The sequence below is a fragment of the Micromonospora matsumotoense genome, assembly GCF_900091525.1.
In the GTDB taxonomy this organism is placed as follows: Bacteria; Actinomycetota; Actinomycetes; order Mycobacteriales; family Micromonosporaceae; genus Micromonospora; species Micromonospora matsumotoensis.
The window spans coordinates 254312-276742 of record NZ_FMCU01000009.1 but is presented as its reverse complement, the minus strand read 5'-3'; the positions used below and the strand labels follow the sequence as shown (position 1 = coordinate 276742).

At 71.8% G+C, this 22431-nt stretch carries 19 protein-coding genes, 2 tRNA genes, 1 other RNA gene and 3 pseudogenes; 10 read left to right on the top strand and 15 right to left on the bottom strand.

Annotated features, from left to right (window positions below):
* Positions 1–181: 181 nt before the first annotated feature.
* Together GA0070216_RS19660 and GA0070216_RS19655 are read right to left on the bottom strand one after the other, a co-directional pair.
* Entirely contained in the window at positions 182–1852 is a 1671-nt protein-coding gene (locus GA0070216_RS19660) for a DUF885 domain-containing protein (protein WP_091247861.1), read from the bottom strand.
* Between the two features lie 167 nt (positions 1853–2019).
* Entirely contained in the window at positions 2020–2622 is a 603-nt protein-coding gene (locus tag GA0070216_RS19655) for a Uma2 family endonuclease (protein ID WP_176739051.1), read from the bottom strand.
* 296 nt (positions 2623–2918) lie between these two features.
* On the opposite strand from GA0070216_RS19655, the gene GA0070216_RS19650 reads away from it, so the two are divergent.
* Complete coding sequence (locus GA0070216_RS19650; RefSeq protein WP_091247856.1) at positions 2919–4001, top strand: DMT family transporter; 1083 nt, start codon at positions 2919–2921, stop codon at positions 3999–4001.
* A gap of 219 nt (positions 4002–4220) precedes the next feature.
* On the opposite strand, the gene GA0070216_RS19645 is transcribed toward GA0070216_RS19650, so the two are convergent.
* The 3 genes from GA0070216_RS19645 to GA0070216_RS19635 all read right to left on the bottom strand — a co-directional run bounded on the left by GA0070216_RS19645 (position 4221) and on the right by GA0070216_RS19635 (position 9226).
* Positions 4221–5291 (bottom strand): PHP domain-containing protein, encoded by a 1071-nt coding sequence (locus GA0070216_RS19645; RefSeq protein ID WP_091247854.1) that lies wholly within the window; start codon positions 5289–5291, stop codon positions 4221–4223.
* Between the two features lie 75 nt (positions 5292–5366).
* Positions 5367–8294 (bottom strand): glycosyl hydrolase, encoded by a 2928-nt coding sequence (locus GA0070216_RS19640; RefSeq protein ID WP_091247852.1) that lies wholly within the window; start codon positions 8292–8294, stop codon positions 5367–5369.
* A gap of 164 nt (positions 8295–8458) precedes the next feature.
* Entirely contained in the window at positions 8459–9226 is a 768-nt protein-coding gene (locus GA0070216_RS19635; protein WP_091247851.1) for a M23 family metallopeptidase, read from the bottom strand.
* Between the two features lie 160 nt (positions 9227–9386).
* On the opposite strand from GA0070216_RS19635, the gene GA0070216_RS19630 reads away from it, so the two are divergent.
* The 4 genes from GA0070216_RS19630 to GA0070216_RS34620 all read left to right on the top strand — a co-directional run bounded on the left by GA0070216_RS19630 (position 9387) and on the right by GA0070216_RS34620 (position 11342).
* Entirely contained in the window at positions 9387–9764 is a 378-nt protein-coding gene (locus GA0070216_RS19630) for a hypothetical protein (protein WP_091247848.1), read from the top strand.
* A 73-nt stretch (positions 9765–9837) separates the two neighbouring features.
* Positions 9838–10005: a hypothetical protein gene (locus GA0070216_RS34625; RefSeq protein WP_176739050.1), complete on the top strand. Its 168-nt coding sequence runs from the start codon at positions 9838–9840 to the stop codon at positions 10003–10005.
* 115 nt (positions 10006–10120) lie between these two features.
* On the top strand, positions 10121–10654 hold the full coding sequence (locus GA0070216_RS19625; RefSeq protein WP_091247845.1) for a tRNA adenosine deaminase-associated protein: 534 nt from the start codon (positions 10121–10123) through the stop codon (positions 10652–10654).
* 283 nt (positions 10655–10937) lie between these two features.
* Complete coding sequence (locus GA0070216_RS34620) at positions 10938–11342, top strand: nucleoside deaminase (RefSeq protein ID WP_176739049.1); 405 nt, start codon at positions 10938–10940, stop codon at positions 11340–11342.
* Positions 11343–11465: 123 nt separating this feature from the next.
* Here the strand turns inward: GA0070216_RS34620 and deoD are convergent, their stop codons facing one another.
* A complete protein-coding gene (gene deoD, locus GA0070216_RS19615) occupies positions 11466–12176 on the bottom strand; it encodes a purine-nucleoside phosphorylase (protein WP_091247841.1) in 711 nt (236 codons plus the stop codon).
* A 75-nt stretch (positions 12177–12251) separates the two neighbouring features.
* On the opposite strand from deoD, the gene GA0070216_RS19610 reads away from it, so the two are divergent.
* Positions 12252–12338 (top strand) — tRNA-Ser (locus tag GA0070216_RS19610).
* Positions 12339–12442: 104 nt separating this feature from the next.
* Here the strand turns inward: GA0070216_RS19610 and GA0070216_RS19605 are convergent.
* The 8 genes and pseudogenes from GA0070216_RS19605 to GA0070216_RS19575 all read right to left on the bottom strand — a co-directional run bounded on the left by GA0070216_RS19605 (position 12443) and on the right by GA0070216_RS19575 (position 20119).
* On the bottom strand, positions 12443–14773 hold the full coding sequence (locus GA0070216_RS19605) for a hypothetical protein (protein ID WP_091247839.1): 2331 nt from the start codon (positions 14771–14773) through the stop codon (positions 12443–12445).
* 439 nt (positions 14774–15212) lie between these two features.
* On the bottom strand, positions 15213–15707 hold the full coding sequence (locus GA0070216_RS19600; RefSeq protein ID WP_425413172.1) for a hypothetical protein: 495 nt from the start codon (positions 15705–15707) through the stop codon (positions 15213–15215).
* Between the two features lie 32 nt (positions 15708–15739).
* Positions 15740–16354 carry a hypothetical protein gene (locus GA0070216_RS19595; protein ID WP_091247835.1) on the bottom strand — a complete coding sequence of 205 codons (615 nt, stop codon included), beginning with the start codon at positions 16352–16354 and terminating at the stop codon, positions 15740–15742.
* A 103-nt stretch (positions 16355–16457) separates the two neighbouring features.
* Positions 16458–16985 (bottom strand): NUDIX domain-containing protein, encoded by a 528-nt coding sequence (locus GA0070216_RS19590; RefSeq protein WP_091247833.1) that lies wholly within the window; start codon positions 16983–16985, stop codon positions 16458–16460.
* Positions 16986–17006: 21 nt separating this feature from the next.
* Complete coding sequence (locus GA0070216_RS35605; RefSeq protein WP_245722596.1) at positions 17007–17489, bottom strand: NsdA family TPR-like regulatory protein; 483 nt, start codon at positions 17487–17489, stop codon at positions 17007–17009.
* A 541-nt stretch (positions 17490–18030) separates the two neighbouring features.
* Positions 18031–18342: pseudogene (locus GA0070216_RS36455) on the bottom strand (XRE family transcriptional regulator); the annotation flags it as partial.
* An 82-nt stretch (positions 18343–18424) separates the two neighbouring features.
* The gene (locus tag GA0070216_RS19580) at positions 18425–19120 is read right to left on the bottom strand and encodes an alpha/beta fold hydrolase (RefSeq protein ID WP_091247830.1); all 696 of its coding nucleotides are present in this window, start codon (positions 19118–19120) and stop codon (positions 18425–18427) included.
* Between the two features lie 474 nt (positions 19121–19594).
* The gene (locus tag GA0070216_RS19575) at positions 19595–20119 is read right to left on the bottom strand and encodes a TetR/AcrR family transcriptional regulator (RefSeq protein WP_091247827.1); all 525 of its coding nucleotides are present in this window, start codon (positions 20117–20119) and stop codon (positions 19595–19597) included.
* A 144-nt stretch (positions 20120–20263) separates the two neighbouring features.
* Here GA0070216_RS19575 and GA0070216_RS19570 point away from each other — a divergent pair, with 144 nt between their 5' ends.
* From GA0070216_RS19570 to GA0070216_RS19560, 3 genes and pseudogenes are all read left to right on the top strand, one after another.
* Complete coding sequence (locus GA0070216_RS19570) at positions 20264–21160, top strand: SDR family oxidoreductase (protein ID WP_091247825.1); 897 nt, start codon at positions 20264–20266, stop codon at positions 21158–21160.
* A 127-nt stretch (positions 21161–21287) separates the two neighbouring features.
* Positions 21288–21479, top strand: a pseudogene (locus GA0070216_RS36640) (transposase); the annotation flags it as partial.
* Positions 21480–21779: 300 nt separating this feature from the next.
* A pseudogene (locus GA0070216_RS19560) lies at positions 21780–22037 on the top strand (tyrosine-type recombinase/integrase); the annotation flags it as partial.
* 76 nt (positions 22038–22113) lie between these two features.
* Here GA0070216_RS19560 and GA0070216_RS19555 read toward each other — a convergent pair.
* Positions 22114–22198 (bottom strand) — tRNA-Ser (locus GA0070216_RS19555).
* A gap of 82 nt (positions 22199–22280) precedes the next feature.
* Between GA0070216_RS19555 and ffs the strand changes: the two genes are divergently transcribed.
* An RNA gene (gene ffs / locus GA0070216_RS19550) (signal recognition particle sRNA small type) lies at positions 22281–22370 on the top strand.
* Positions 22371–22431 lie beyond the last annotated feature (61 nt).

Below are 22431 nucleotides of genomic sequence, written 5' to 3'. Positions count from 1 at the left end.
GGCGGGCACCCGCCCGCCCCCGACCACTGACCTGGGCCTGCGGCCTGCCCGTCCCGCCGTCTATCCCCGTCTGCGGCCGGACCACCCGGCACCCGGCCGGACCGCACCCCCTGCATCAGGCCGACCGGGCCGGCCCGCTGTGTGCGCTTCGGCCGGTGCCGGGCGGGTGGCCGGTGAGGGCTCAGAGGCGGGCCAGCGCCCGGCGCAGCGGATCGAGCCCGAGCGCGCCCAGGTCGAGCGCCTGCCGGTGGAACTCCTTCAGGTCGAAGTCGGCACCCTTGCGGGCCTTCGCGTCCTCCCGGGCCTGGAGCCAGATCCGCTCGCCCACCTTGTACGACGGCGCCTGCCCCGGCCACCCCAGGTAACGGTTCAGCTCGAAACGGAGGTTCTCCTCCGGCACCCGGCAGTGCGAACGCATGAACTCCCAACCCAGCTCCGGCGTCCACCGTTCGCCCGGGTGGAAACCGAACGGGTTGTCCCTCGGGATCTCCAGCTCCAGGTGCATGCCGATGTCGATGATCACCCGGGCCGCCCGGAACGCCTGCCCGTCCAGCATGCCGAGCTTGTCGCCCGGGTCCTCCAGGTAACCCAGCTCGTCCATCAGCCGCTCCGAGTAGAGCGCCCACCCCTCGCCGTGGCCCGAGACCCAGCACAGCAGCCGCTGCCAGCGGTTGAGCAGCTCCGCCCGGACGGCGGTCTGCGCGACCTGGAGGTGGTGCCCGGGGACGCCCTCGTGGTAGACCGTGGTCACCTCGCGCCAGGTGGAGAAGTCGGTGATGCCCGGCGGCACCGCCCACCACATCCGCCCCGGGCGGGAGAAGTCCTCGCTCGGCCCGGTGTAGTAGATCGCCCCGTCGCTGGTCGGGGCGAGGCAGCACTCGATCCGGCGGACCTGCTCGGGGATGTCGAAGTGGGTGCCGTGCAGCTCACCGATCGCCTTGTCGGCCAGCGCCTGCATCCAGTCCCGGAACGCCTCCTTGCCCTGGATGGTCCGGGCCGGGTCGGCGTCCAACGCGGCCACCGCCTCGTCGATGGTGGCACCGGACCCGGCGATCCGGCCCGCCACCGTCCGCATCTCGGCCTCCAACCGGGCCAGCTCCGCGAAACCCCAGGCGTACGTCTCGTCCAGGTCGATTTTCGCGCCGAGGAAGTACTGCGAGGCCAACTCGTAGCGCTCCCGGCCGGCGGCCTGCTTGTCCCGCCCGTGCGGGACCAACTCGGTGCGCAGGAAGTGGCCGAACTCGACGGTCGCCGCGGTCGCCGCCGCCGCACCCCGGCGCAGCTCGGCACCGAGCGTGCCGTCGGTGTCCAGCCGCTGCACCAGACCGTGGAAGAAGTTGTCACCGTGCGGGTCGGTCCAGGTGTCACACTGCTTGGCGACCTCGCTGAGCTGCACCTTGGAGCTGACCCGACCGGCGGCGGCGGCCTCGCGCAGGGTGGTCTTGTAACCCTCCAACGTGCCGGCGAAGCGGTTGAGCCGCGCGGCGACCGCCGCCCGGCCCTGCTCGCCCTCGGTGGGCATCAGGTCGAACACCATCCGGATCTCGTGCAGCCCGCTGGCGATGACGTTCACCTCGCTGGTGATCTCGCCCGCGTCGTGGCGGGCCAACTCCAGCCCGAGGCGTTCCTGCATGGCCTCCTTGGCGGTCCGCTCCGCCTCGGACTCCGGCTCGGTCACGTCCAGGTCGGCGAGAGTGCGCCGGGTCAACTCGGCCCGTGCCTCGTAGCCTGCGGGCGAGAGGTCGTCGAGTTGGTCGTCGTAGCCGGCGATGCCGACATAGGTGGCGCCGGTCGGGCTCAGTGGCGCCCAGTCAGCCACGTACCGGTTCGCGAGGTCATCGATTCGTCCCACGCTGCGACCCTACGTGACCAGCGGGTCCGGTTGTCGAGCGCGTTTGTCGGGTTCGAGGCAGCGTCCCGAACCTGCGGGCCCAGGAGGAGGGGCGGGGCCATCGGCTGCCGGCCGGGTTCCGAGGATCTGGTGGCGACCGGGACCATCGGTGCGGCGGAGCCGGCCGGTCAGGTCGGGGGCAGCAGGCGGGCCGGGGCGAAGTCGATCGGGAACGGCAACCGGGAACGCAGGCGCTGGTGACCGACCGCCCGACCCACGACCGGGTAGCCGCCGTCGTCCCGGCCGAGCAGGGTCGCGGTCATCCGCTGGGGCCGCCGGTCCAACTCCACCCGGAGGAACCACGGCACCCCCGCCGCCGCGCAGCGGCGCAGCCGGTCGACCGGGTTGCGCCGGGCACCGCGCCGGACGAACTCCACCGCCATCGTGCACAGGGTCGCCGGCACCCAGCGCTCCTGCTCGTCGCCGGCCGGCAGGGTGTGCAGGACGGTGACGTCCGGCTGGATCCAGCAGGACGCGGTGAAGGTCAGGTTGACCCGGCCGAGCACGTGTCGTCCCGCCGCCTCGGCCGCCGGGACGAATGCGCTGGCCAGGGTCGCCGTCGCGACACTCTCCACCGCCGGTGGGAACGGGGTCACCACCAGCCGGCCGTCGACGCACTCGTGCCGGGTGCCGGCCAGCGCGCCGACCGGCAGGTGCCGCTCCGCCCGGCGTACGGTCCAACCACCGGCCAGTTCGGGCACCGGTCCCGTACCGCTCGTCGACGACCTCAACCACCACACCTCCGGTCGCTCAACGAGGCGGAGCCGTCCGGGTTCCTGGCACGGAGCCCAGGGCGGCAGGTCGCCCGGATCGACGCCGACCGGGAAGGCCGGGTGGAGCCGAAGCCGCTGCCCGCTCAACGGCTGCACGGCGGCCCGGAGTCACCGCCCGCCGACCGGCCGCGTGGCGAGGCGGTAACGCACCTGCTCGCCGAGGGCGGACAGGATCGGGTCCGCGAGCTGTGGCCGACGACACGGCGACCGAAATACGCGGGACATCGTCCTGCCGCTCGGGCAGAGTGCAAGGGGTGACAGGCCACACCACTCCTGACCGTGCCGCACTGCGCGGCTGGTTGCCGGGCTTCCTCGCCCTCGCCGCGATCTGGGGCTCCAGCTTCCTGTTCATCAAGGTCGGCATCGCCGAGCTGCACCCGCTGCACCTCACCCTCTACCGGGTGGCGACCGGCGCGGCGACGCTGCTGGTGGTGTTGCTCCTGCTCCGTGACCGGCTGCCCCGGGAGCCCCGGATCTGGGCGCACCTGGTGGTGGTCGCCGCGTTCGGGGTGGCGATCCCGTTCACCCTGTTCGGCTACGGCGAACAGCGGGTCGAGTCGATGCTCGCCGGCATCTGGAACGCCACCACACCGCTGTTCGTGCTGCCGCTGGCGGTGCTGGTCTTCCGTACCGAGCGGTTGACCGTGCGGGCCGCCGTCGGGCTCGGGCTGGGCTTCCTCGGCGTGCTGGTGGTGCTCGGCGTCTGGGAGGGGGTGGGCGGGGCGCACTTCACCGGGCAGTTGATGTGCTTCGGCGCGGCGGCCTGTTACGGGGTGGCCATCCCGTACCAGAAGCGGTTCATCGCCGGCAGCGCCCACTCCGGGCTGTCGCTCTCGGCGGCGCAACTGCTGGTGGCCACCGCCCAGCTGGCGGTCGTCGGGCTGCTGGTGGCCGGGTCGCCACCGGCACCGACCGGCCTGTCGTTGCCGGTGGTCGGGAGCGTACTGGCGCTCGGCGCGCTCGGCACCGGGCTGGCCTTCGTGATCAACCTGCGCAACATCCGGCTGGCCGGGGCGAGTACCGCCGCCACGGTCACCTACCTGGTGCCGATCTTCGCGGTGCTGATCGGCGCGTTGGTGCTCGGCGAGCGGCTGAACTGGCACCAGCCGGTCGGTGCGCTGGTCGTGCTGCTCGGCGTCGCCGTCGCCCAAGGCCTGCTCGGCCCCCGCCGACCCCGCCGAACGTCCGTCGCCGCCGACGGGTCCGTTGCCGCACCGCCTGCCGCTGGTGACACGCCCGTGGCGACAACCCCCGTCGGTGTCGGCGCGTCCGTTACTGCCCGGCCTGCCGGCGCCGACGCGGCGGCGGTGCCGGAGCCGGAGGCCACCGTCTGCTGACCCCCGCCGGCCCGGCTCATCAGCATGATCGACTCATCGGAGCCGTAGTTGCGGTATCCGAGGCGGTGGGACACCGCAATTACGGCCCACAGGAGTGGATCATCGCGTGGCCGGCCGGGCCCGCCTCGGCTCCACCCCCACCCCGGCCGCCGGCCCACCCCGGCCCGGCCGTCGGGCTTGTTGGCTTGCGGCGGCGGGTAACGGGGGCGGGGCGGCGGATCAGGCGTGGGTGCGGGTCCAGTCGATGAGGCGGTCCGCCGGCCAGGTGTTGACCACCCGGTCGGCGGGGACGCCGCACAGGGCCGCCCGGACGCAGCCGAACTGCTGCCAGTCGAGCTGCCCGGGGGCGTGCGCGTCGGTGTCGATGGCGAACCGGCAGCCGGCCTCCAGCGCACGGCGGATCAGCCGCTTCGGCGGGTCCTGCCGCTCCGGCCGGGAATTGATCTCCACGGCCACGTCGTGTTCGGCGCAGGCGGCGAAGACCGCGTCCGCGTCGAACTCACTCTCGGCGCGGGTCCGCGCCCGGTGCCCCTTGTCACCCGGGCCGGTCACCCCCGCGGGCCGGGACGACACCATCCGTCCGGTGCAGTGGCCGAGGATGTCCAGGTGCGGGTTGGCGATCGCGGTGAGCATCCGGCGGGTCATCCTGGCCCGCTCGTCGCGTAGGCCGCTGTGCACCGAGCCGACCACCACGTCGAGCCGGGCCAGTAGCTCCTCGTCCTGGTCGAGGGTCCCGTCGGCGAGGATGTCCACCTCGATCCCGGTGAGGATGCGGAACCCCTCGGGCAGGGCCGCGTTGACCGCCGCCACGTGGTCGAGTTGCCGGCGCAGCCGGTCGGCGGTGAGGCCCCGGGCCACCGTCAGCCGGGGCGAGTGGTCGGTCAGCACCACGTACTCGTGGCCGAGTTCGACCGCGGCGAGCGCCATCTCCTCGATCGGTGATCCGCCGTCGGACCAGTCCGAGTGGGTGTGGCAGTCGCCGCGCAGCGCGGCCCGTAGCGCGCCGGCCGCCTCGTCCAGGTCGGTGCCCTCGGTGGCGACCAGCCGACGCAGGTAGACCGGCTCCTCGCCGGCCAGCGACTCGGCGACGCAGCGGGCGGTGACGTCGCCGACCCCGGACAGTTCGGTGAGCGTCCCGGTCCGGGCCCGCTCGGTCAGCTCCGCCGCCGGCAGCGCGGCGAGGGCGGTCGCCGCCGAGCGGAACGCGCGTACCCGGTAGGTGGCCTCGTTGGCCCGCTCCAGCAGGAACGCGATCCGACGCAGGTCGGCGACGGGGTCTCTGGCGCTCATGGATGGCAACCTACGCGCCCGCGCCGCCGGTCGGGGGACGACCGGCGGCGCGGGGTGTGGACAGCGGGGACAGGATCAGGAGTACGGCAGCTTCACGACCGACTGGTTGCCGATGCCGAGGGTGGACGGGTTGACGCCGATCGCCGACCAGACCTCCACCTTGACCGTGCCGCCGGAGAGGTTGCCCAGCGTGCCGGTGGCGGAGTGCAGGCCGGCGTTCTGCGTGTAGTGCTCGTAGCCGGGGACCGGATCGGTGGCGAAGTAGCGGTAGGTCTCCACCCGGTCGAAGGAGCCGTCACCGGTCAGGTCGTAGGAGACCCGGGCCTGCACCCCGTTGCCGACCGACTGGCCGGCGTCGAGGAACAGGTCGAACCCGGTCTGCCCCCCGGCGTAGGTGAGGTTGAGCCGGGTCGCGGTGAAGACCACCGGGTTGCTCGGGGTGCCGTCGTGGTTGGCGCCCCCGGTGCCGGCCACCGTGGTCGTCGTCGCGCTGCCGGCCGCCCCGAGCCCGCCCCCGGGCAGCAGGAACCTGGTCGGCGAGCCGGCCGGCGGGGTGGTCGGCGGCGGGGTCGGGCTGGTCGGGGTCGGCGACGGCCCGGTCGGGGACGGGGTGGGCGACGTGGTCGGCGTGGGGCTCGGGTTGGTGCCGCCGGCCGCGTTGCCACCGCTCCAGGTGTACGCCCCGGTGGTGGCGGTCTTCCCGGCGGCCACGGTGAGGTTGGTCCCGTCGGAGAAACGCACCGTCAACGGCGCGGCGGTGATGTTGCTGGCCACGTAGGTGCGGGCGCCGTTGCGACTGAACACGGCGGCCAGCGGATGGCTGGCGGTGACCGTGGTGTCGACCTGGCCGAGCGCGGCGAGGTTGCGGACCCAGTGGAAGGTGTGCGCCCGGCTCTCGCCCTCCTCCGGGGTGTAGCCGGGATTGGCCCGCAGCTTGGCCAGCGCCGCGTCCGGATCACCGAGGGCCAGGAACTGCCAGTGGATGTCCTGCCACACGGTGGGTTCACCGCCGTTGTTGCGGACCAGTTCGGCGTAGTTGGCCTTGTTGTAGGCCGGCCGGTAGCCGAGGTAGAGGTGACCGCCGGTGACAGGGAGCATGTTGATGCCCTGGATCATCTCCGGTTCGGCGCTGAACCAGGTCGCGTACGCGCCACCGTCGCCCCAGACCATGCCGACGGTGGAGTGCCCGAACGCCTCGGGGTAGTTCTCGTTGTCGACGTCGAACCAGTACTCCTGGATGGCGGCGGCCTGGGTGGTGTAGATGAACACGCCGGCGTCGCGGACGGCGGTGTTGCCGGTGGCCTGCCCCCACTGGATCAGGGCGTTGGCGAAGTTCATCCCCTCGGACGAGGACTCCTGGTTGTTGCCGGCGTTGAACGACCCGTGCCCGGCGGCCCAGTCGTGCCCGGCGTAGATGTCGAAGTCCCGCAGGTAGGGGAAGCGGGTGTCGGACCGCTGGTAGTTGTTGGCGTCCCGGATGAGCAGGTCGACCATGCCGCCGTACTGGCTCTGCGTGGCCCACGTCGGGTCGAACTTGGCAAGCGTCGCCGCCGCCGCGACGAAGTACCCGTAGTGGAAGTGGTGGTCGTTGAGTTCCTGGTCGGACCCGTACGACGCCGGGTAGCCGATCAGGGTGCCCCAGTTGCGGTCGTAGTAGAAGACCTTGGCGGTCTTGCCGGGGGTGGCGGTGAACCAGTCGGTCAGGGTGCTGCGGATGGCGTTGAGCGCCGCGTTGCGGGTCTCGGTGTCACCGACCTGGTCGGCGATCTCGGCGATCCGGGAGGCCCGACCGAGGCCCTTGCCGGTCCAGTAGGTGTCGCCGCCGCGTTGGTCCATCGGGTTGCCCCGGACGGCGGCGAGCTGCTCCTTGAGCTGGGCCAGGTCGGTGCCGGACCCGGTGGCCACGGCGGGCACCTCGGGCAGGACGCCGTGGAACTTCATCGTGGTGCGGAAGGAGGCGACCCCGGTCAGCACCTTCATCCGGCCGCGCGCCGACGGGTAGGTCTGGGTGAGCGGGGTGCTGCCGGCGAGCGACTTCCACTGGTGCGGGTAGAGGCTGACCACGGTCTGGGTGGCGGTGCCCTCCCGGGCGGTGGTGGTGAACGAGTACGTGGTGTTCACCGCGCTGGTCGCCGGGTCGTAGGTGTAGTCGACCCGGGTGCCGGTGACGTGGGCGTGGGCGTACCGGCCGTAGCTGCTGGCCAGGGTGGCGCGGGCGGTGGCGTCGGCGGTGGGTGGCAGCAGGGCGATCGAGAAGTAGCCCTTGCCGGCCAGGCTGGAGGTGATCCGTCCGTTGTTGACGGTCCAGCTCGCCCCTGTCGGGGCGTACCCGACGTAGTCGTGGCCCCGGACGGTGAAGCCGATGGTGCCGCCGCTGTGGGACCAGACGGTGGCCGCGCCACCGGTCGGGTTGATCTGGGCGTCCCCGCCGCTGGCCTGGAAGTAGGCGAACGGCAGTCCGTGGCCGATGGTGGCGCGCAGGGTCCGCGCCCCGTCACTCCAGTACGGGGTGACCGTCCAGTCGGTCCAGTCGTCGACCTTGACCACCGGTGCGCCGAGCGCGGCCACCCCGACCCGGATGTCCTCGGTGTAGGTGTACTTGAACTCGCCCACCCCGGTCGAGGTGCCGGTGACGGTGGCGGTGGACGGCGCCGAGAAGCCGAGCCCGTCGCTGAACGGCTGGTAGGACACCGGGTGGGCGTGCAGCGGTTCGCTGTAGGAGCAGTTGGTCTTCTTCCACAGCAGCGACGACCACCAGTCGTTGGTGGGCACCGGCCCGGCGGGGGCGTTGGCGGTGGCGAACTGGCGGGGGTTGGTGGACAGCGCGCCGCAGCCGCTGGGCAGTGGGCCGACCGGGTCGGTGGTGTAGCTGCCGGCGCCGACGGTGGCCGCCTCGGCGGGGCTGCCGGCGGTGGTGAGGGTGAGGCCGCCGACGAGGACGGCCAGCGCGGTGGTGGCGGCGAGCACCCAGGGGGCGCGGCGCCGGGGGACGGGAGGTGTCATCGTGCCTCCTCCGCGCGGGGCCGTCGGGACGGCCAACTGCACGCGGTACGTCGGAATTCGGGAGGTTAGTTATTCCAGAGAGCGCTCTCTCACTCGGGACGTTAACCGACGGGTAATACCTACGTCAATGCGTACGACCGATGACGCGGCCGTCGTGCGGTCGGTCAGCCCGCGCCCGAGGAGCCACGCGGGGCGCGGGGGCAGCCGTGCTCGCGTTCCCACGCGGTCACCGCCGCGACCGGGGACCGGTTGCCCTTGCCCCGCCACGAGTCCAGATACTTCGCCGGCCACACCACGCCCCGCCGGATCCACCAGTCGTCGTGCCCGGTGCACTTCGGCGAGAGCCCGAAGTGCAGGTGGCAGACGTTGTTCGCGTTGCCCGTGCGGCCCACCTCGCCGAGCTGCCGGCCGGCGGACACCCGGACCCCCGCGTCGATCCCCGCGCTGATCGCGCTCAGGTGCGACCCGTAGTACCGCACCCCGTCGTCGCCGAGCAACGATACCGACAGGCCACCGTTGTACGGCCCCAGCGGCCCCTTCTTGTCGAACCGGTCCACCCGGCTCACCTCCAGGACCGTCCCGTCGGTGACCGCCACCACCGGCTCCCCGCAGTCGGCGAAGATGTCCGTGCCCGGGTAACCCGAGTGCGTCGGGTGGTAGGCGACGTTGCCCGCGCGTACCGGAAAGACCCGGCGCAGGGCGGCCGGGTCCGGCGTGGTCGACGGCGTCCCGGCCCCCGGGGTGGCCGACGGCGTGCCCGTCGGGGTCGTCGGCACCGCCGGCTGGTCGCCGGTCGCGACCGCCGTCGGAGCGTCCCAGACCGGGGGCGCGGCCGGCTGGTCCGTCCCGCAGCCGCCGAGCAACGCCGCCACGACCAGCAGCACGGGGTACGCCGGACGGGTGCGACGTCGGGCGGGTCGCAGCAGGGACATTCGGACATCCTGACAGACGGCTACGGTGGAGGTCGCACCGACAGCAGCACCCGGCCGACAGGTGGCCGCCCGACGGCTCCGTGGCGCGGGTCGGCCGGTCCGTTTCGACCAGTCGCCCCGGTGGGGTGCCGCGGGGTCCGTCCCGGCCGGAGGGGGAGCAGTGACGACGAACCACCAGCCCGGACCCGTTGCGGGCCACGTCCCGTACGCCGCCTCGGGTCTCTTTCCCTCCGGGCCGCCCCGGCGGCCGACCTGGCGGGAACCGCATCCGGTCACCGGTGCCGCCGTGGCCTCGGGCGGCGCGCTCGCCGCCGCCTGGCTGGTGCTCTTCGGCCTGCTCGGCCGGGACGTCGCCGGCTACGCCTGGTGGACGGTGATCGCCGGTGCGCTCGCCTGGCTCGCCGCGCTGGCCCTGGTCCGTTACGGCGACCGGGGCGTCGGCACCGGCGTTGCGATCGTCACCGCCGGCGGCTGGAGCATCGCGTTCGGGATCGTCGTGGTGCGGTGGGCGGTCAGCGCGGACTGGCCGATGTGGTGACTCTGCGTCGTTGCGCGGCTTCGTTTGCCGCACCATCTTGACGTACCCGCTGTGACTGGGGACGCTCTTCGGTATGGCCTGGAACACCCCGCGGCTCGACTCCGAGCGGAGCCGTCGCCGCCTCCAGATTCTCGCCGAGCTGGCGGGAGCCCGTGCGGTACACCAGCGGGTACGGCCGCAGCGGGAACGTACCGAGCGGCTGCGCCAACTGATCGCCACCCGTCGTCGCGTCGCCGGCTGACGAACTTTTCCCGGATCGGCCCGCCCTTCGGGGCGTTGACCGGTCTGCTGCCGACCCGACCGGTTAACGTGCACGCGTAACGGTCGGCTGTGCCGAGTTCTATTTGGGGGGAACCATGTCGTACTTCGCTGCTGCCGTGGTGCGCGACGAGGGGGGCTGGAACGCCGCCGAGGTGAACCTGCGAGGTGCCACCGACATCGACGAGGTCGCCGACCGGCTGCGCGATGTCGAACCGGACGCCGAGGTGTCGCTGCTCTTCGTCGAGGCCGACGACGCGTACCTGGTGCTGCTGCGCCTCGACGAGGGGGAGGACCTGCGGGTCTTCGGCTCCGACTCGGCGTTCGCGGAGGAGTCCCGGCTGGGCGCGCTGCTCGTCGGTGACCTCAAGACCTCCGTCACCGGCCTCGACGACGTCGACGAACCGCCGTCGGCCACCGCCGGCGGTGGCGACGAGGAGAGCGAGCAACCGGTCGTGGACCCGGAGGCGGACCCGGTGGGCGACGCCGACATCCTCGCCGACCTGGGCATCTCCGCCCAACGTCTGCTCAAGCTCTGCGCCCACGAGGGCATGCTCCCCGCCGACGTGACCGCCGGGGTGTGCCAGGTGCTCGGCTGCGCCGACGAGGTCGAGGAGCTGCGTGAGGTCTGACAGACCTTCGGCCCCACCCGACGCCGGCGATCCGGCGCCGCTGATCGACCCCGGTCCCACCGGCCGCCGGCAACGGCACGAGCGGTGGATGCGCCGCGCGCTGGAGATCGCCGTCACCGGCCCGGCACCGCTCTCCGCCAGCAGCTCCGGCGGGCCCGGTTCTGTTGGGCCTGGTTCCGGCGGGCCCGCTTCTGGTGGGCCCGGTTCTGGTGGGCCTGGTTCCGGGGAGCCCGGTTCCACCGGGCCTGGTCTTGGTGAACCTGGCTCCGGGGAGCCGACCGGGGTGGGCCGGGGCGGCGGGGCGGTGGAGGACGTGCCGGTGGGGGCGGTGGTCTACGGCCCGGACGGCACCGAGCTGGCCGTCGGCCGCAACGAACGGGAGCTGACCGGGGACCCGACCGCGCACGCCGAGGTGCTGGCGTTGCGCCGGGCCGCCGCGCGGCTGGGTCGGTGGCGGCTGGACGACTGCACACTGGTGGTGACCCTGGAGCCGTGCACGATGTGCGCGGGCGCACTGGTGCTGGCCCGGATCTCGACCGTCGTCTTCGGTGCCTGGGAGCCCAAGACCGGTGCCGCCGGCTCCCTCTGGGACGTTCTGCGCGACCGTCGCCTCAACCACCGCCCCGAGGTCTATGCCGGCGTCCTGGCTGCCGAGAACGCCACCCTCCTGCGCGCCTTCTTCCGCTGACTGCGCTCCCCGAATCGCCCCTCATCGAGTCGCTATCCCGTTGATCGACTCAAGGGGGCCGATATTGCGCTTTCCGCCCCAGGCGATAGCGCAACATCGGCCCCCTTGCGAGCCGTCCCCCGGTCAGGAGGTGACGGCGGTGTCCAGGGCGATCTCCACCATCTGGCCGAAGGTCTGCTCGCGCTCCTGCGCGGTGGTCTTCTCGCCGGTCTTGATGTGGTCGCTGACCGTCAGCAGGGTCAGGGCGCGGGCCTTGAACCGGGCGGCGATCGTGTAGAGGGCGGCCGACTCCATCTCCACCGCCAGCACCCCGTAGTCGGCGAGGGTGTCGTACAGGTCCGGCCGGTCGGTGTAGAAGGCGTCGGCGGCGAGGATCGGCCCGACGTGCACGGTGATGCCGCGCCGCTCGGCCACCTCGACCGAGGTACGCAGCAGCCCGAAGTCGGCGACCGGGGCGTAGTCGATCAACCCGTCGAAGCGCATCCGGTTCATGTTCGAGTCGGTCGACGACCCGATCGCCGCGACCACGTCCCGCAGTTGGAGGTCCTCGGTGAGCGCGCCGCAGGAGCCGACCCGGATCAGGGTCTTCGCGCCGTACTCGTTGATCAGCTCGTGGGCGTAGATGGAGGCGGACGGTATCCCCATGCCGGAACCCTGGACGGAGACCTCGACGCCGTTCCAGCGCCCGGTGAAACCCAGCATGCCCCGCACCGTCGAGTAGCACGTGGCGTCCTCGAGGTAGGTCTCCGCGATCCACTTGGCCCGCAGCGGGTCGCCCGGCATCAGGACCCGCTCGGCGATCTCGCCCGGCTTAGCGCCGATGTGCGTACTCATGGCAAAGATCCTGCCAGGCCGACCGGAGCGATACCGGTGCGGCATCCGAACCCGGGTTCCTGTACCCTCGTCGGCGGTGGCGTGTCCGAGTGGCCTAAGGAGCACGCCTCGAAAGCGTGTGAGGGTTTACGCCCTCCGCGGGTTCAAATCCCGCCGCCACCGCTCACGAACAGGCGAAGCGCCCGGTCGATCCGCGAGGATCGCACCGGGCGTTCTGCTTCTGCGCGGTGCGGTGGGCCGACCGGAGTGGGCCGGCCCACCGCAGGTCACGGCGCAGGCGCGTGGGTCAGCCGATAGGTCGCGGCGACCGCGTCCGACTCCAGCAGCACGGTGACCGGGCCGGCCGGCAGCGTGCAGGTGATCGTCCGCCCCACCGAGTAACCGCTCGGGCCGCAGTAGCGGATGCCCTGACTGTCGAAGATCGACAGCCGTGCGTCACCGGTACCGGCGGTCCGGGTCCAGGTGAAGCTCTCCCGGGCGGTGTGCCGACCGGCCGGCACGGAGAGGCACACCGCGAAGCGGTCCGCGCCCGTGGTCACCGTGGACCCCGCCGCGTCGTCGGCCAGCACCGGGCAGGCCGGCGGGCCGTCCACCCGGGCGATCCCGAGGGAGTACGAGGTGGTGGGGTAGCCGTCCTCGGCGTTCAGCAGCACCGAGTGCGGTCCCGGACCGGTCAGCTCGCAGGCGTACTGGCGCAGCGAGTAGGAGTCGCACACCTCGTCACCGGTCGCGTCGACCACGCTCATCTCCGGCGTGGTCGCCTCCGTCGCGTCCCCCGGCAGCAGCCCGACGACCCGGGCCCCGGCCGGGCTGGGCAGCCGCAGGCAGTGGTACTGCGCCGCGGCCTGGAAGGTGCCCCGGTGCGGCGCGTCCCGCCAGCCGGTGTCGGAGACGGTCGGGCAGCCGGTGACCTGCCAGGGCAGCAGCGCGAAGGCGTGCTGCACGTCGTTGTCGATCACCGTGCGGGTCATGCTGCCGTCGAGAACGAGGGTGTACCTCCCCGCCGCCGGCACCTCGCAGGAGATGCCGGTGCAGAGCTTGTGCCCGGTGCTGTCATAGACGTTGCCGTACCGCCGGTAGTTGTCGGAGGTCATCGCCTTGACCCGGTAGGTGCCGGCGGTGGGCAGGTCGAGGATCCGGCAGCGGATGCCGCCCAGGGCCCCGGCGGGCGCGGCCTGGTAGCTGCCGGGCGTGATGGTCGGGCAGCCGGCCGGGTCGGAGAGCCGGCGCACCTGCAACCGGTACGTCAGGTCGGTGCTGTCGGTCTGCCACCAGCTCAGGTAGGTGATCACCCGGTAGGTGCCGGAGGCGGGCAGCACACAGCCGTCCTCCCCCTCCTCCGACTGGGTGCAGATCGCCGTGCCGGAGGCGTCGACCAGCCAGGACCAGGCGTCGTTGTAGCGGTCGGGCGCGGTGTAGGTGACCACGCGCTGGCCGGCCGTGCCGGTGAAGGGCTGGCAGTTGGTCTGCACCTGGGAGGTCTGGTGCAGTGGGAGGGCGGCCTGGTCCCAGGACGTGCCGGTGGCCGGGGCGCAGCCGTCGGTGCGGTCGAGGCGGGTCACCGCCACCTGATAGTTGATCTCGGTGCCGAAGTCGTTCCGGTTGAGCATCAGCAGGGTGTACGACCCGGCGGCCGGGACGGGGCAACCACGGTCCGGGTCGTACTCGGAGCAGACCTGGTCACCGGCCGCGTCGTACATCGTCCAGGAGAGGTACTGGTCGTGGTACTGGTTGAGCCGGATCAGCAGCGGACCGGCGGCGGGGGTGGTGACCGCGTGGCAGCCCACCTCCTCGCGCTGGCTCACCGTCCCGCTGCCGACGGCCGCGCCGGGATCACCGAACGGGGCCAGCGGCACGGCCGGGCAGCCGACCGGGTGCGACAGCCGGGGCATCCGGAGGGTGTACGCGCTAGCGGTGCCGTACTGCTCCCGCAGGAACAGCCGGTAGGGGCCGGGCTGGTCCAGGGCGCACCGGTCGACGTACCGCACCTCGCACAACGGCTGGTAGTTGGCGTCGAGGACCTGGCCCAGCACGTCGGGCGCCCCACCCGGGTCGTACGTCCGCAGCACCGAGTGCACCGGCTGGTCGAAGCGGAAGCAGTGCGCCGCCGCGCCCGCCGCCAGGGTGCCGGTGATCCCCGGGGAGGCGAAGGAGAAGAACGACTCGGGCAGCTCCTGACACGTCGACGGCGTCCGGGTGGACTCGACGGCCAGTGTGTAGTTGCCGCTGCCCGTCGGGTGCGGCAGCTTCACGGTGATCGTGTAGGTGCCGGCCGGCCCGAGCTGGCAACTGCCCGAGTCGATGCCGAACCAGCAGGCGTGCGCGCCGTCGGGGCCGGTGACCCAGCCCTGGGTGTGGTCGCCGCTGCCCCGGGTGAGCTGGGTGACCAGGATGTCCTGGTCGGCGGAGGTGGTGACCGTCCACCGGTGCTGCTGCGCGTCGATGATCGACGCGCATGTCACCACCGCGCCCAGCGGCAGGACCCCACCGCAGGTGCGCCCGGGTCGGGGCGCCTTCGGTGGCGCGGTGCGGGAGGAGGCCCGTACCGGTGGCTCGGTCGCCCGGACCGCCTCGGTGGCCGGTCGCCCGCTGGTCACCGGAAGCCCGGCCGGCCCGCCCGGGGTGGTCGACGCCGTCCAGGGGCGTCCCGACGCCGGTCCCGGTCCGACCGGTGCGGTTCCCCGCGCGGCAGGGGCTGACACGGCGGGCACGGAAGCTGACGCAGCGGGCACGGAAGCTGGTGCGGCCGGCGCGGGGGCAGGTGTCGGCGCTGGTTGCCGTACACCGGTCGCGGTGTTGCCGCCCGACGGGCCGGCCGCCAGGGTGGCCGCCGGTCCGATCAGGACGGTGGCGGCGATGGTGGCGCTGATCGCCACCCACCTCGCGACCGTGCCCGGTCGGCGGTGCGGTCGTGTGGACAGGAACGTTCTCACCATGACTCCCCCGTGAGCTGCCGCGCCGCTGCGCGGGCGAGCAGATGATTCCACGGTGGTCGATCATGAGCCATCGGTTACTCGGCTGGTCGGCAGCGTGGGCTCAGCAGGGGCTGTGCCCCTCGTCGAAGAGGCGGCGGGCCCAGTCGGCGTACCCGGCGATGATCTCCCGGACGGCCGTGCCGTCGTGCAGGAAGAGGTACCCCCGGTCGCCGTCGCGGGCGAGTAGCCCGTCGAACCGGTACGTCCGCGGCGGCGCGCGCAGCCGGACGGCCGACGGGTAGCGGGTCAGCACCTCCGCGACGGGGGTGCCGACGGTGATCCCCTCCGGGGTGCTCATCGGATCGTCGAGCCAGAGCAGCACGAGCCGGTCGTCGACGAAGATCGGGCTGGCCGTCCCGTGACCGGCCAGCGTCATGCCGCAGGTGTCGGCATCGGCGCGGAGCACCCCGCGTCGGGTCAGCTCCGTCTCGCTGGCACCGAACTCCGCGCCGGCCAGCCCGTGCAGCCCGACTACCTGACTGGCGCCGATCGGCTGTGCCGGGACGTCGGGCCCCGATGGATGGGTGCCGCTGCCCGACGCCGAGGCAGCCACCAGTAACGCCGCAAGTACGGCAAATTGTCGCAATTTCATAGAATCCCCCAGTCCCCAACGGGACCGGGGCGTTCAGGTTGCTGGTCAGCCGGGAATTGCTGCCCTTCCCATTCCTCGGCCAGCTCGTCCCAGTAGTCGGCGGTCAGCCCGCGCCGGCCGTGGGCCAGCCAACCGGCGGTGTTCCGCTCCAGGTGCAGACCCAGCTCGGCGAACGGGTCGAGCCACCGCCCCGGCTCCGCGCCGAGCCGGACCAGCGCCGCGTTGATCGGCCACTCCTCGCGCGGCAGCGTGAAGGCGCGGTCGAAGCGCGGACCCCAGCTCAACCGGCCGCCGAGCCAGACCGCCGACGCCTGCCGGCCGAGGCCTCCGGCGAACTCCGCCTCCAGATATGCCACCGGCCCCCGCCGCGACCAGCGGTCCAGCAGCCCATTCAGGGCCGGCGAGAGGACCAGCTCGAACGGCTGCCCGGCGGTCGGCTCCTCGGGGTGGAAGTCCGGCAGCGCGCCGGTCAGCTCCTCGACCAGTTGCGGGGTCACCGGCAGCAGCGCGAAATCCTGTCGGAGCGCGGCCAGCACCGCGTGATCCAGGTCGGCGGTCTGCTCGCGCAGCAGCTCGACATCCGCGACGACCGCGCTGAGCTGGTAACTCATCCGATCCCCCCGCCATCCACACCCTGTGGATAGCACATGTGTACGACGGGTCCGGAGCCGCCGTGAGTGCCCGTACGGTACTGGTTCTAGTCGATGCCCACGGTCACCCGCGGGATGTCGATTCCTGATCCGTGCCGTTGGTCAGGTAACGCGGTCGGCCGTCCCCGGCCGCGTCGAGGGCGTGGCGGAGTCGACTCCAGACGTAGGGACGCAGGAGTGTCCGGGCCTGGTCGACGGGGAAGAAACCGCATCCGCGCAGTTCCTCGTCCGCCGGAGTCGGTCCGTCATCGAGCACCCCACCGTCGAAGACGAACATCAAGCTGTCGTCCCAGGGACCGTGTGGCGCGACCCAGTCCACGACCAGCAGGCGACCGACCCGCCGCCGGAGACCCAGTTCTTCGCGTAGTTCCCGCTCGGCTGCCACCTGGGGTGCCTCGTTGGCCTCGGCCATCCCGCCCGGGAGATCCCAGTCCGGCTTGTAGGCGGGATCGACCAACAGGATGTCACCCCGCTCGTTGCGGAGCAGCACATCAGCACCGACCCGCTTCCGGGCCTGCTTCGCGTTGCCTTCCGCCAGGTGCGCCTGCCAGGCTTCCGGATCGCGTTCGTAGAGGGGGCGCTGATCGGCCATGACAGCCATTGTGGGCCGGAGTCAGGCGTTCGGCAGCGGGGCAGCCACCCAGTTTCTCTCCCGGAATGTGTGCTGAAGCCGGCCCAGCAGCGGCGGCACCTCCGCGCAATGACGGACGTGCGAACGCAACAGCAGAGCGACCTGCCGAAGGTGACCGACGACCACGGCCGACCCGAGCCCGGTGCTCTGCTCCATCGCCTGGTGCACCACCGGGCAGGCTTCGTCGGCCCGCCCCTGGCCGATCATCGCGGCGGCGAGCAGCAGCCGGGCGAGCGCCTGACTACGCACCCGTCCGACAGGTTGTTCGTCAATGATGCCGTCAAGCACATCGACCGCTGCTGTCAGATCGCCGAGTTGGAGCAGACAGCGGGCCACGTCGACCTGCAGCGAGTTGGCGTCGAACGGGCTGAACCACTCCGCCCGCGAAGCGTGGGGTGCGGTCAACGCCCGCTCGGCCCGCTGAAGCGCAGCGTGGCACTCGTCGGCCTTGCCGGCCAGCGCCAACCCGCGCGTGGAGCGCGAACAACCGGGCCCGGGTCGGGCCGTCGGTGCGATCGTCGGCGAGGACGTTCAGCCCGCCGACCGCGTGGGAGATCGCGGCGACCGCCTCGCCCTGATGACTGGCCAGATGACTCAGGCTTCCCCGGATCTGACCGGCGAGGCCGGTCTCGCCGCTGCGTTCGGCCAGTCCCATCGCGTCCCGGAAGTGGCGGTCGGCCAGCCTCGGTGATCCGGAGTCGTGCGCCATCCACCCCGCCATCTCGTGCATCGAGGCGGCGACGGCGAATGCTCGGCGTGGCCAGGAACCCCCCTCCACCGCACGTGGGGAGAAACGGTCCAGGTGTGCCACGACGGCGACGTACAGGTGCCTGCCCCCGATCTGCCGGTCGGCCGACCGAAGCGCTTGCAGCAGATGGGAGTCGGGCACCGCATCGTCGCCGGTGGCGACCGGTTCCGTCCCGGGCTGAGGAAGCCGGAACCAGAGCTGGGCAGCGGGCACCTGGAGGAGACGCGCCCAATGGACGAGCCGATCCAGATGTACGACCGGTGCGCCGGTCTCCACCCGGCTGAGCTGCGCCTGAGTCAGTCCGAGCCAGCCGGCGACGATCGTCTGGGGCAGCGGTTGCCGCCCGTGGTACGGATGGTGGCGACAGGCACGGAGGAGCCGCCCGAAATGCCGTTCGGCCAATGCGCGACGAATCGGCCCGTGCTCCCAGAACCTGTCCGGGACGCTCGGCGGAGCGACCAGTCGGTCCCGCTCCGCCGCATGACAGGGCGTACACCTGCCGGTGTCGTTGTCCCGGGCCAGGCGACCGCCGCACCGGGCGCAGTCGGTAGTCGTCAACGATTCGGGCACAGGTGGCTCCCGTCCGCAGGCGCTGGATCGGCCTATTCAACGCCACCGGCCGGTGACCGGTATGCGTCCCGTGCATACGTCGTCAGTCGCGCTCGGCGGCGATCTTCCGCAGCAGCGCGGCGAGCAGATCCGGGTGGGAGAGCATCGGATGGTGCCCGGTGGCCAGCTCCACCGTCCGTCCCGCCCGAGTCGCCTGGGCGCGCTGCACCTCCGGCGGGGTGGCCCGGTCCCCGGCGCAGACCACCGCCGTCGACGGGGTCGACCGCCAGCCCGCGTAGCGGACCGGGGTGGTGAGCACGGCGGCGTCCTGCCGGACCAGCCGGGCCAGCGCACCGTCCACCGCCGCCGGGTCACAGTCGTGCAGGAACAGCGGGGCGGCCAGCTCGGACCGGGCCGCGAACGTGCCGTCGGGGGAGAACTCCAGGTGGGGCGCGGGTCCGGCGGGCCCGAGATCGGCCAGGGACTCACCCACGTCGGGCAGGAACGAGCTGACGTAGACGAGGTGCCGGACGTCCCCGGCGTCGGCCGCCGCAGTGGCGACCACCCCGCCGTAGGAGTGGCCGACGAGGATCGCCGGCCCGGCGTCGCGCAACACCCGACGGGTCTCCTCGACGTCGTCGTCCAGCCCCGCCGGCCGGCGCGCGTCCGGTAGTTCGCCGCAGCTCGGTAGCCGTACCGCGACGCTCGCCGTCCCGCCGGCCGCGAGCAGCGAGTTGACCCGGGACCACCACCACGCCCCATCGCGTACGCACGCCCCGTGCACGAAGACGACCCGCATCGCTGCCTCCCCACCCGACCGGCCGCTGTTGCGGAAACCCTAGGGGGCGGTGCGGGGGCCGGGGTGACCGTTCTGCCGTGGGCATAGCGCGGTGCGACCTCGGCCGGGGTGTCCGCAGAGACGACGGAGGGCCGGCTCCCGACCGGGGCCGACCCTCGACGTTGTTGCTGATCAAGAGCACGGAGGATACGAGATTCGAACTCGTGCGAGTGTCATCCCCACACGCTTTCCAAGTCTGTCGCCTCGGGTTCATCGCGTACTGCCACAGTGCGGATCAGCAGCGTAGGCGCGGCAAAGGAGCTGAGCGGATGACCTTGAACATGGCCGAACGAGGCGACAACTGATACGGCCGTATCTGACGCGGGCCGGGAGGCTGCTTGCTTCGCCCCTGCCCTTAGGTTGCACATGATCTTGCGCTGTACGACTAATCCTGCGCGTCGTCGCCGGCCATCGGGGCTTCGACGGCGAAGAATGTCAAGCTGCCAGTGCCTTCAGTTCTTCCAGCACCTTACGCTCGACCTCGGCTAGTGACCTCTGTTCGTCCTCGGCGATCCACTCGGAGAAGGCCACGTTGAAAACCGTCACGCCGGTTTCCGCCGCGAGGACGGCCGCTCGCTCGGCGACGCCGCGCGCACGCAACGCGCCGGCTATCACCGCCGCGAGCGATGCCCTCTTCAGCAGCTCGCGTTCCAGTAGGCCGGGGTTCGCCGTGATGACCGCGTGGCGCTGACGTGACCAGGGCCGTCGTTCGTCGGTGAAGGACTCCGCCGAGACGGCCAGGGCTGCGGTGACCATCTCCAGTGGCGACGCGGACGGCGGGGCCGCGCGCACGCCGTCCAGGAATGCCTGTTGCAGCATGTCCTGTCCGTCGAACAGCACCTCGCGCTTGTCGGCGAAGTGACGGAAGAACGTGCGCTCGGTCAGGCCGACGCTCTGGGCGATCTCTTCGACGGTCGTCTTCTCGAAGCCTTGTCGGACATAGAGCTCCAGTGCCGCCATCTGTAGGCGCTGCCTCGCACCTGGATCCCATCGCGCCATAGCGAGATCCTACTGATGACAGCGGCTGACATCATGCGTTAGGCTGATGACAGCGGCTGACATCATCGGGGTGTTGGTTGCCGGCATCAAGAAGGAGATCCATCCATGCGCGTTTTCGTCACCGGGGCATCCGGCTGGATCGGCTCCGCCACCGTCGACGAGCTGCTCGCGGCCGGTCACGACGTCGTCGGCCTCGCCCGCTCCGACACCTCCGCCGCCGCTCTGGAAGCCAAGGGCGTCACGGTCCGGCGCGGCGACCTCGACGACCTCGACGGCATCCGCGCGGGCGCCGCGGACGCGGAGGCCGTGATTCATCTCGCCAACAAGCACGACTTCGACAACCCCGCCGTCTCGAACAAGGCCGAGCGAGCCGCGATCGAGGCAATCGGGGACACCCTCGAAGGTTCGGGTCGGCCGTTCCTGTTCGCCTCGGGCATCATCCCGGTCGGCGGTGGTCGTCCCGCCACCGAAGACGATGCCTCCCCGTTCCACGGCCCCGACACCCCTCGCGGCGGCGGCGAGAACCTCGCACTGGACTACCTCGCCCGAGGCGTGCACGTGGTCGGGGTGCGGTTCGCCCCCACCACGCACGGCGCGGGCGACAACGGCCTCATGACCACACTCGTCGGTATCGCGCGGGAGAAGGGCGTTGCCTGCTACATCGGCGACGGTACGAACCGGTGGCCCGCGGTGCATCGCTCCGATGCCGCCCGCCTCGTCCACCTCGGACTGGAGAAAGCACCCGCGGGCTCGCTCCTGCACGCGATCGCCGAGGAAGGAGTCCCGACACGCCAGATCGCCGAGGCGATCGGCCACGCGCTCGACCTGCCCGTCGCCTCCATCTCGGCCGAGAACGCACCAGCTCACTTCGGCTGGATGGGCGGATTCTTCGGCCTGGACATCCCCGCCTCCAGTACTCGCACCCAGGAAATCCTCGGCTGGACACCCACCGGCCCCACCCTCCTGGACGACCTCAACACAGGCGCCTACTCCCACGCCTGACAACCCGACGACGAGACGTCGGCCGTCGTGCGCACCCCAGGGAGCAGGGGCCGCCCCGGTACTTCTCCTCGTACCGTGGAGACTGAACCAAGAGGGATGATCAGGTCGGGGAAATACCAGACGCCGGTTCGATCCGAAGTTCCGCGCCGGTGTGGTGCGCATCGTGGTCGAGGCCGACAAGCCGGTCGCTCAGGTCGCACGAGACCTGGGGGTCAGCCCCCCACACCCCTCACAACTGGGTGCAGGCCGACCGACGCCAGAACGAGCAGCCCCAGGGCACGTTGAACAATGCCGAGCGCGAGGGGGTTGGCCGGGCTGACCGGTGCGCACTGAAAGCCGTTCGGCCGTTCAGAACAAGGTGTCGCGTACCCGCAGCGGTCGGTTTCCGGTCGGGCCGAGCTGGGCCAACTCGCCCTCGATGTCGACGTCGATCGAGCCGAAGAAGATGATGTTGCCGGCCGGAACAACGGCGGCGGCGAGTCATGCGCCAACGCGCGGGCCAACAGGAACTCGTCTAGCTCCGAACGGCCGACCTACAACAAGATCCACCGAAGGTGCAAGGTAATCCCGAACAGAGCGCGTGTGCCACGCTCCGGCCACCTTGCAGCCTCGCAGTTCAGCGCGGGACGGCCAGCTGCACGACGCCCGGCACACCGCCGCTACCGCGCTCCTGGTCCTGGGCGTCTCCGGCCGCGCCGTGATGGGCATCATGGGCTGGTCGAACTCGGCGATGGCGGTCCGCTACCAGCACCTGACCGATCAGGTACGCCGGGACATCGCGCAGCAGCTCGGCGGGCTGCTCTGGGGCGACCCGCCGACCGGGCCGGGGGAGAGGGCCACCAGGCCGCCGCCCGAGCAGCCGGAACAGGGCAAGTGAGACGAGAGCGACCGTAGAGACGATTCAGGGCCGGTCCCTGTGGGGCCGGCCCTGACGTTCGTGCTGCTCGTGTGAGCGGAGGATACGAGATTCGAACTCGTGAGGGTTTTATCCCAACACGCTTTCCAAGCGTGCGCCCTAGGCCTCTAGGCGAATCCTCCGCGAGCCAGGATACAGGTCCCCGCCCGCCGGGCCACCCCACCACCCCCTGAAGATCCACCGGGGGTCGGGTAGGGTGGGCGTTACCTCCCGTGCGGCGGTATCTCGTGAACCTCCCCAGGGCCGGAAGGCAGCAAGGATAAGCGAGCTCTGCCGGGTGCACGGGAGGCCTTTTTGTCTCCGCCCACCGGTACCGTACCTGCGGGTCGGGTCACGGGGTGGTGGGTGGTCACCC

Bases quoted from the DNA above. Each gene is read 5' to 3' on its own strand.
- GA0070216_RS19575 (WP_091247827.1), bottom strand. From the start codon at position 20,119: ATGGCGGCACTGGAGCTCTATGTCCGACAAGGCTTCGAGAAGACGACC.
- GA0070216_RS19570 (WP_091247825.1), top strand. From the start codon at position 20,264: ATGCGCGTTTTCGTCACCGGGGCATCCGGCTGGATCGGCTCCGCCACC.
- GA0070216_RS19640 (WP_091247852.1), bottom strand. From the start codon at position 8,294: ATGACACCTCCCGTCCCCCGGCGCCGCGCCCCCTGGGTGCTCGCCGCC.
- GA0070216_RS19625 (WP_091247845.1), top strand. From the start codon at position 10,121: ATGTCGTACTTCGCTGCTGCCGTGGTGCGCGACGAGGGGGGCTGGAAC.
- deoD (WP_091247841.1), bottom strand. From the start codon at position 12,176: ATGAGTACGCACATCGGCGCTAAGCCGGGCGAGATCGCCGAGCGGGTC.
- GA0070216_RS34625 (WP_176739050.1), top strand. From the start codon at position 9,838: ATGGCCTGGAACACCCCGCGGCTCGACTCCGAGCGGAGCCGTCGCCGC.
- GA0070216_RS19590 (WP_091247833.1), bottom strand. From the start codon at position 16,985: ATGGCCGATCAGCGCCCCCTCTACGAACGCGATCCGGAAGCCTGGCAG.
- GA0070216_RS19635 (WP_091247851.1), bottom strand. From the start codon at position 9,226: ATGTCCCTGCTGCGACCCGCCCGACGTCGCACCCGTCCGGCGTACCCC.
- GA0070216_RS19645 (WP_091247854.1), bottom strand. From the start codon at position 5,291: ATGAGCGCCAGAGACCCCGTCGCCGACCTGCGTCGGATCGCGTTCCTG.
- GA0070216_RS19580 (WP_091247830.1), bottom strand. From the start codon at position 19,120: ATGCGGGTCGTCTTCGTGCACGGGGCGTGCGTACGCGATGGGGCGTGG.
- GA0070216_RS19595 (WP_091247835.1), bottom strand. From the start codon at position 16,354: ATGAGTTACCAGCTCAGCGCGGTCGTCGCGGATGTCGAGCTGCTGCGC.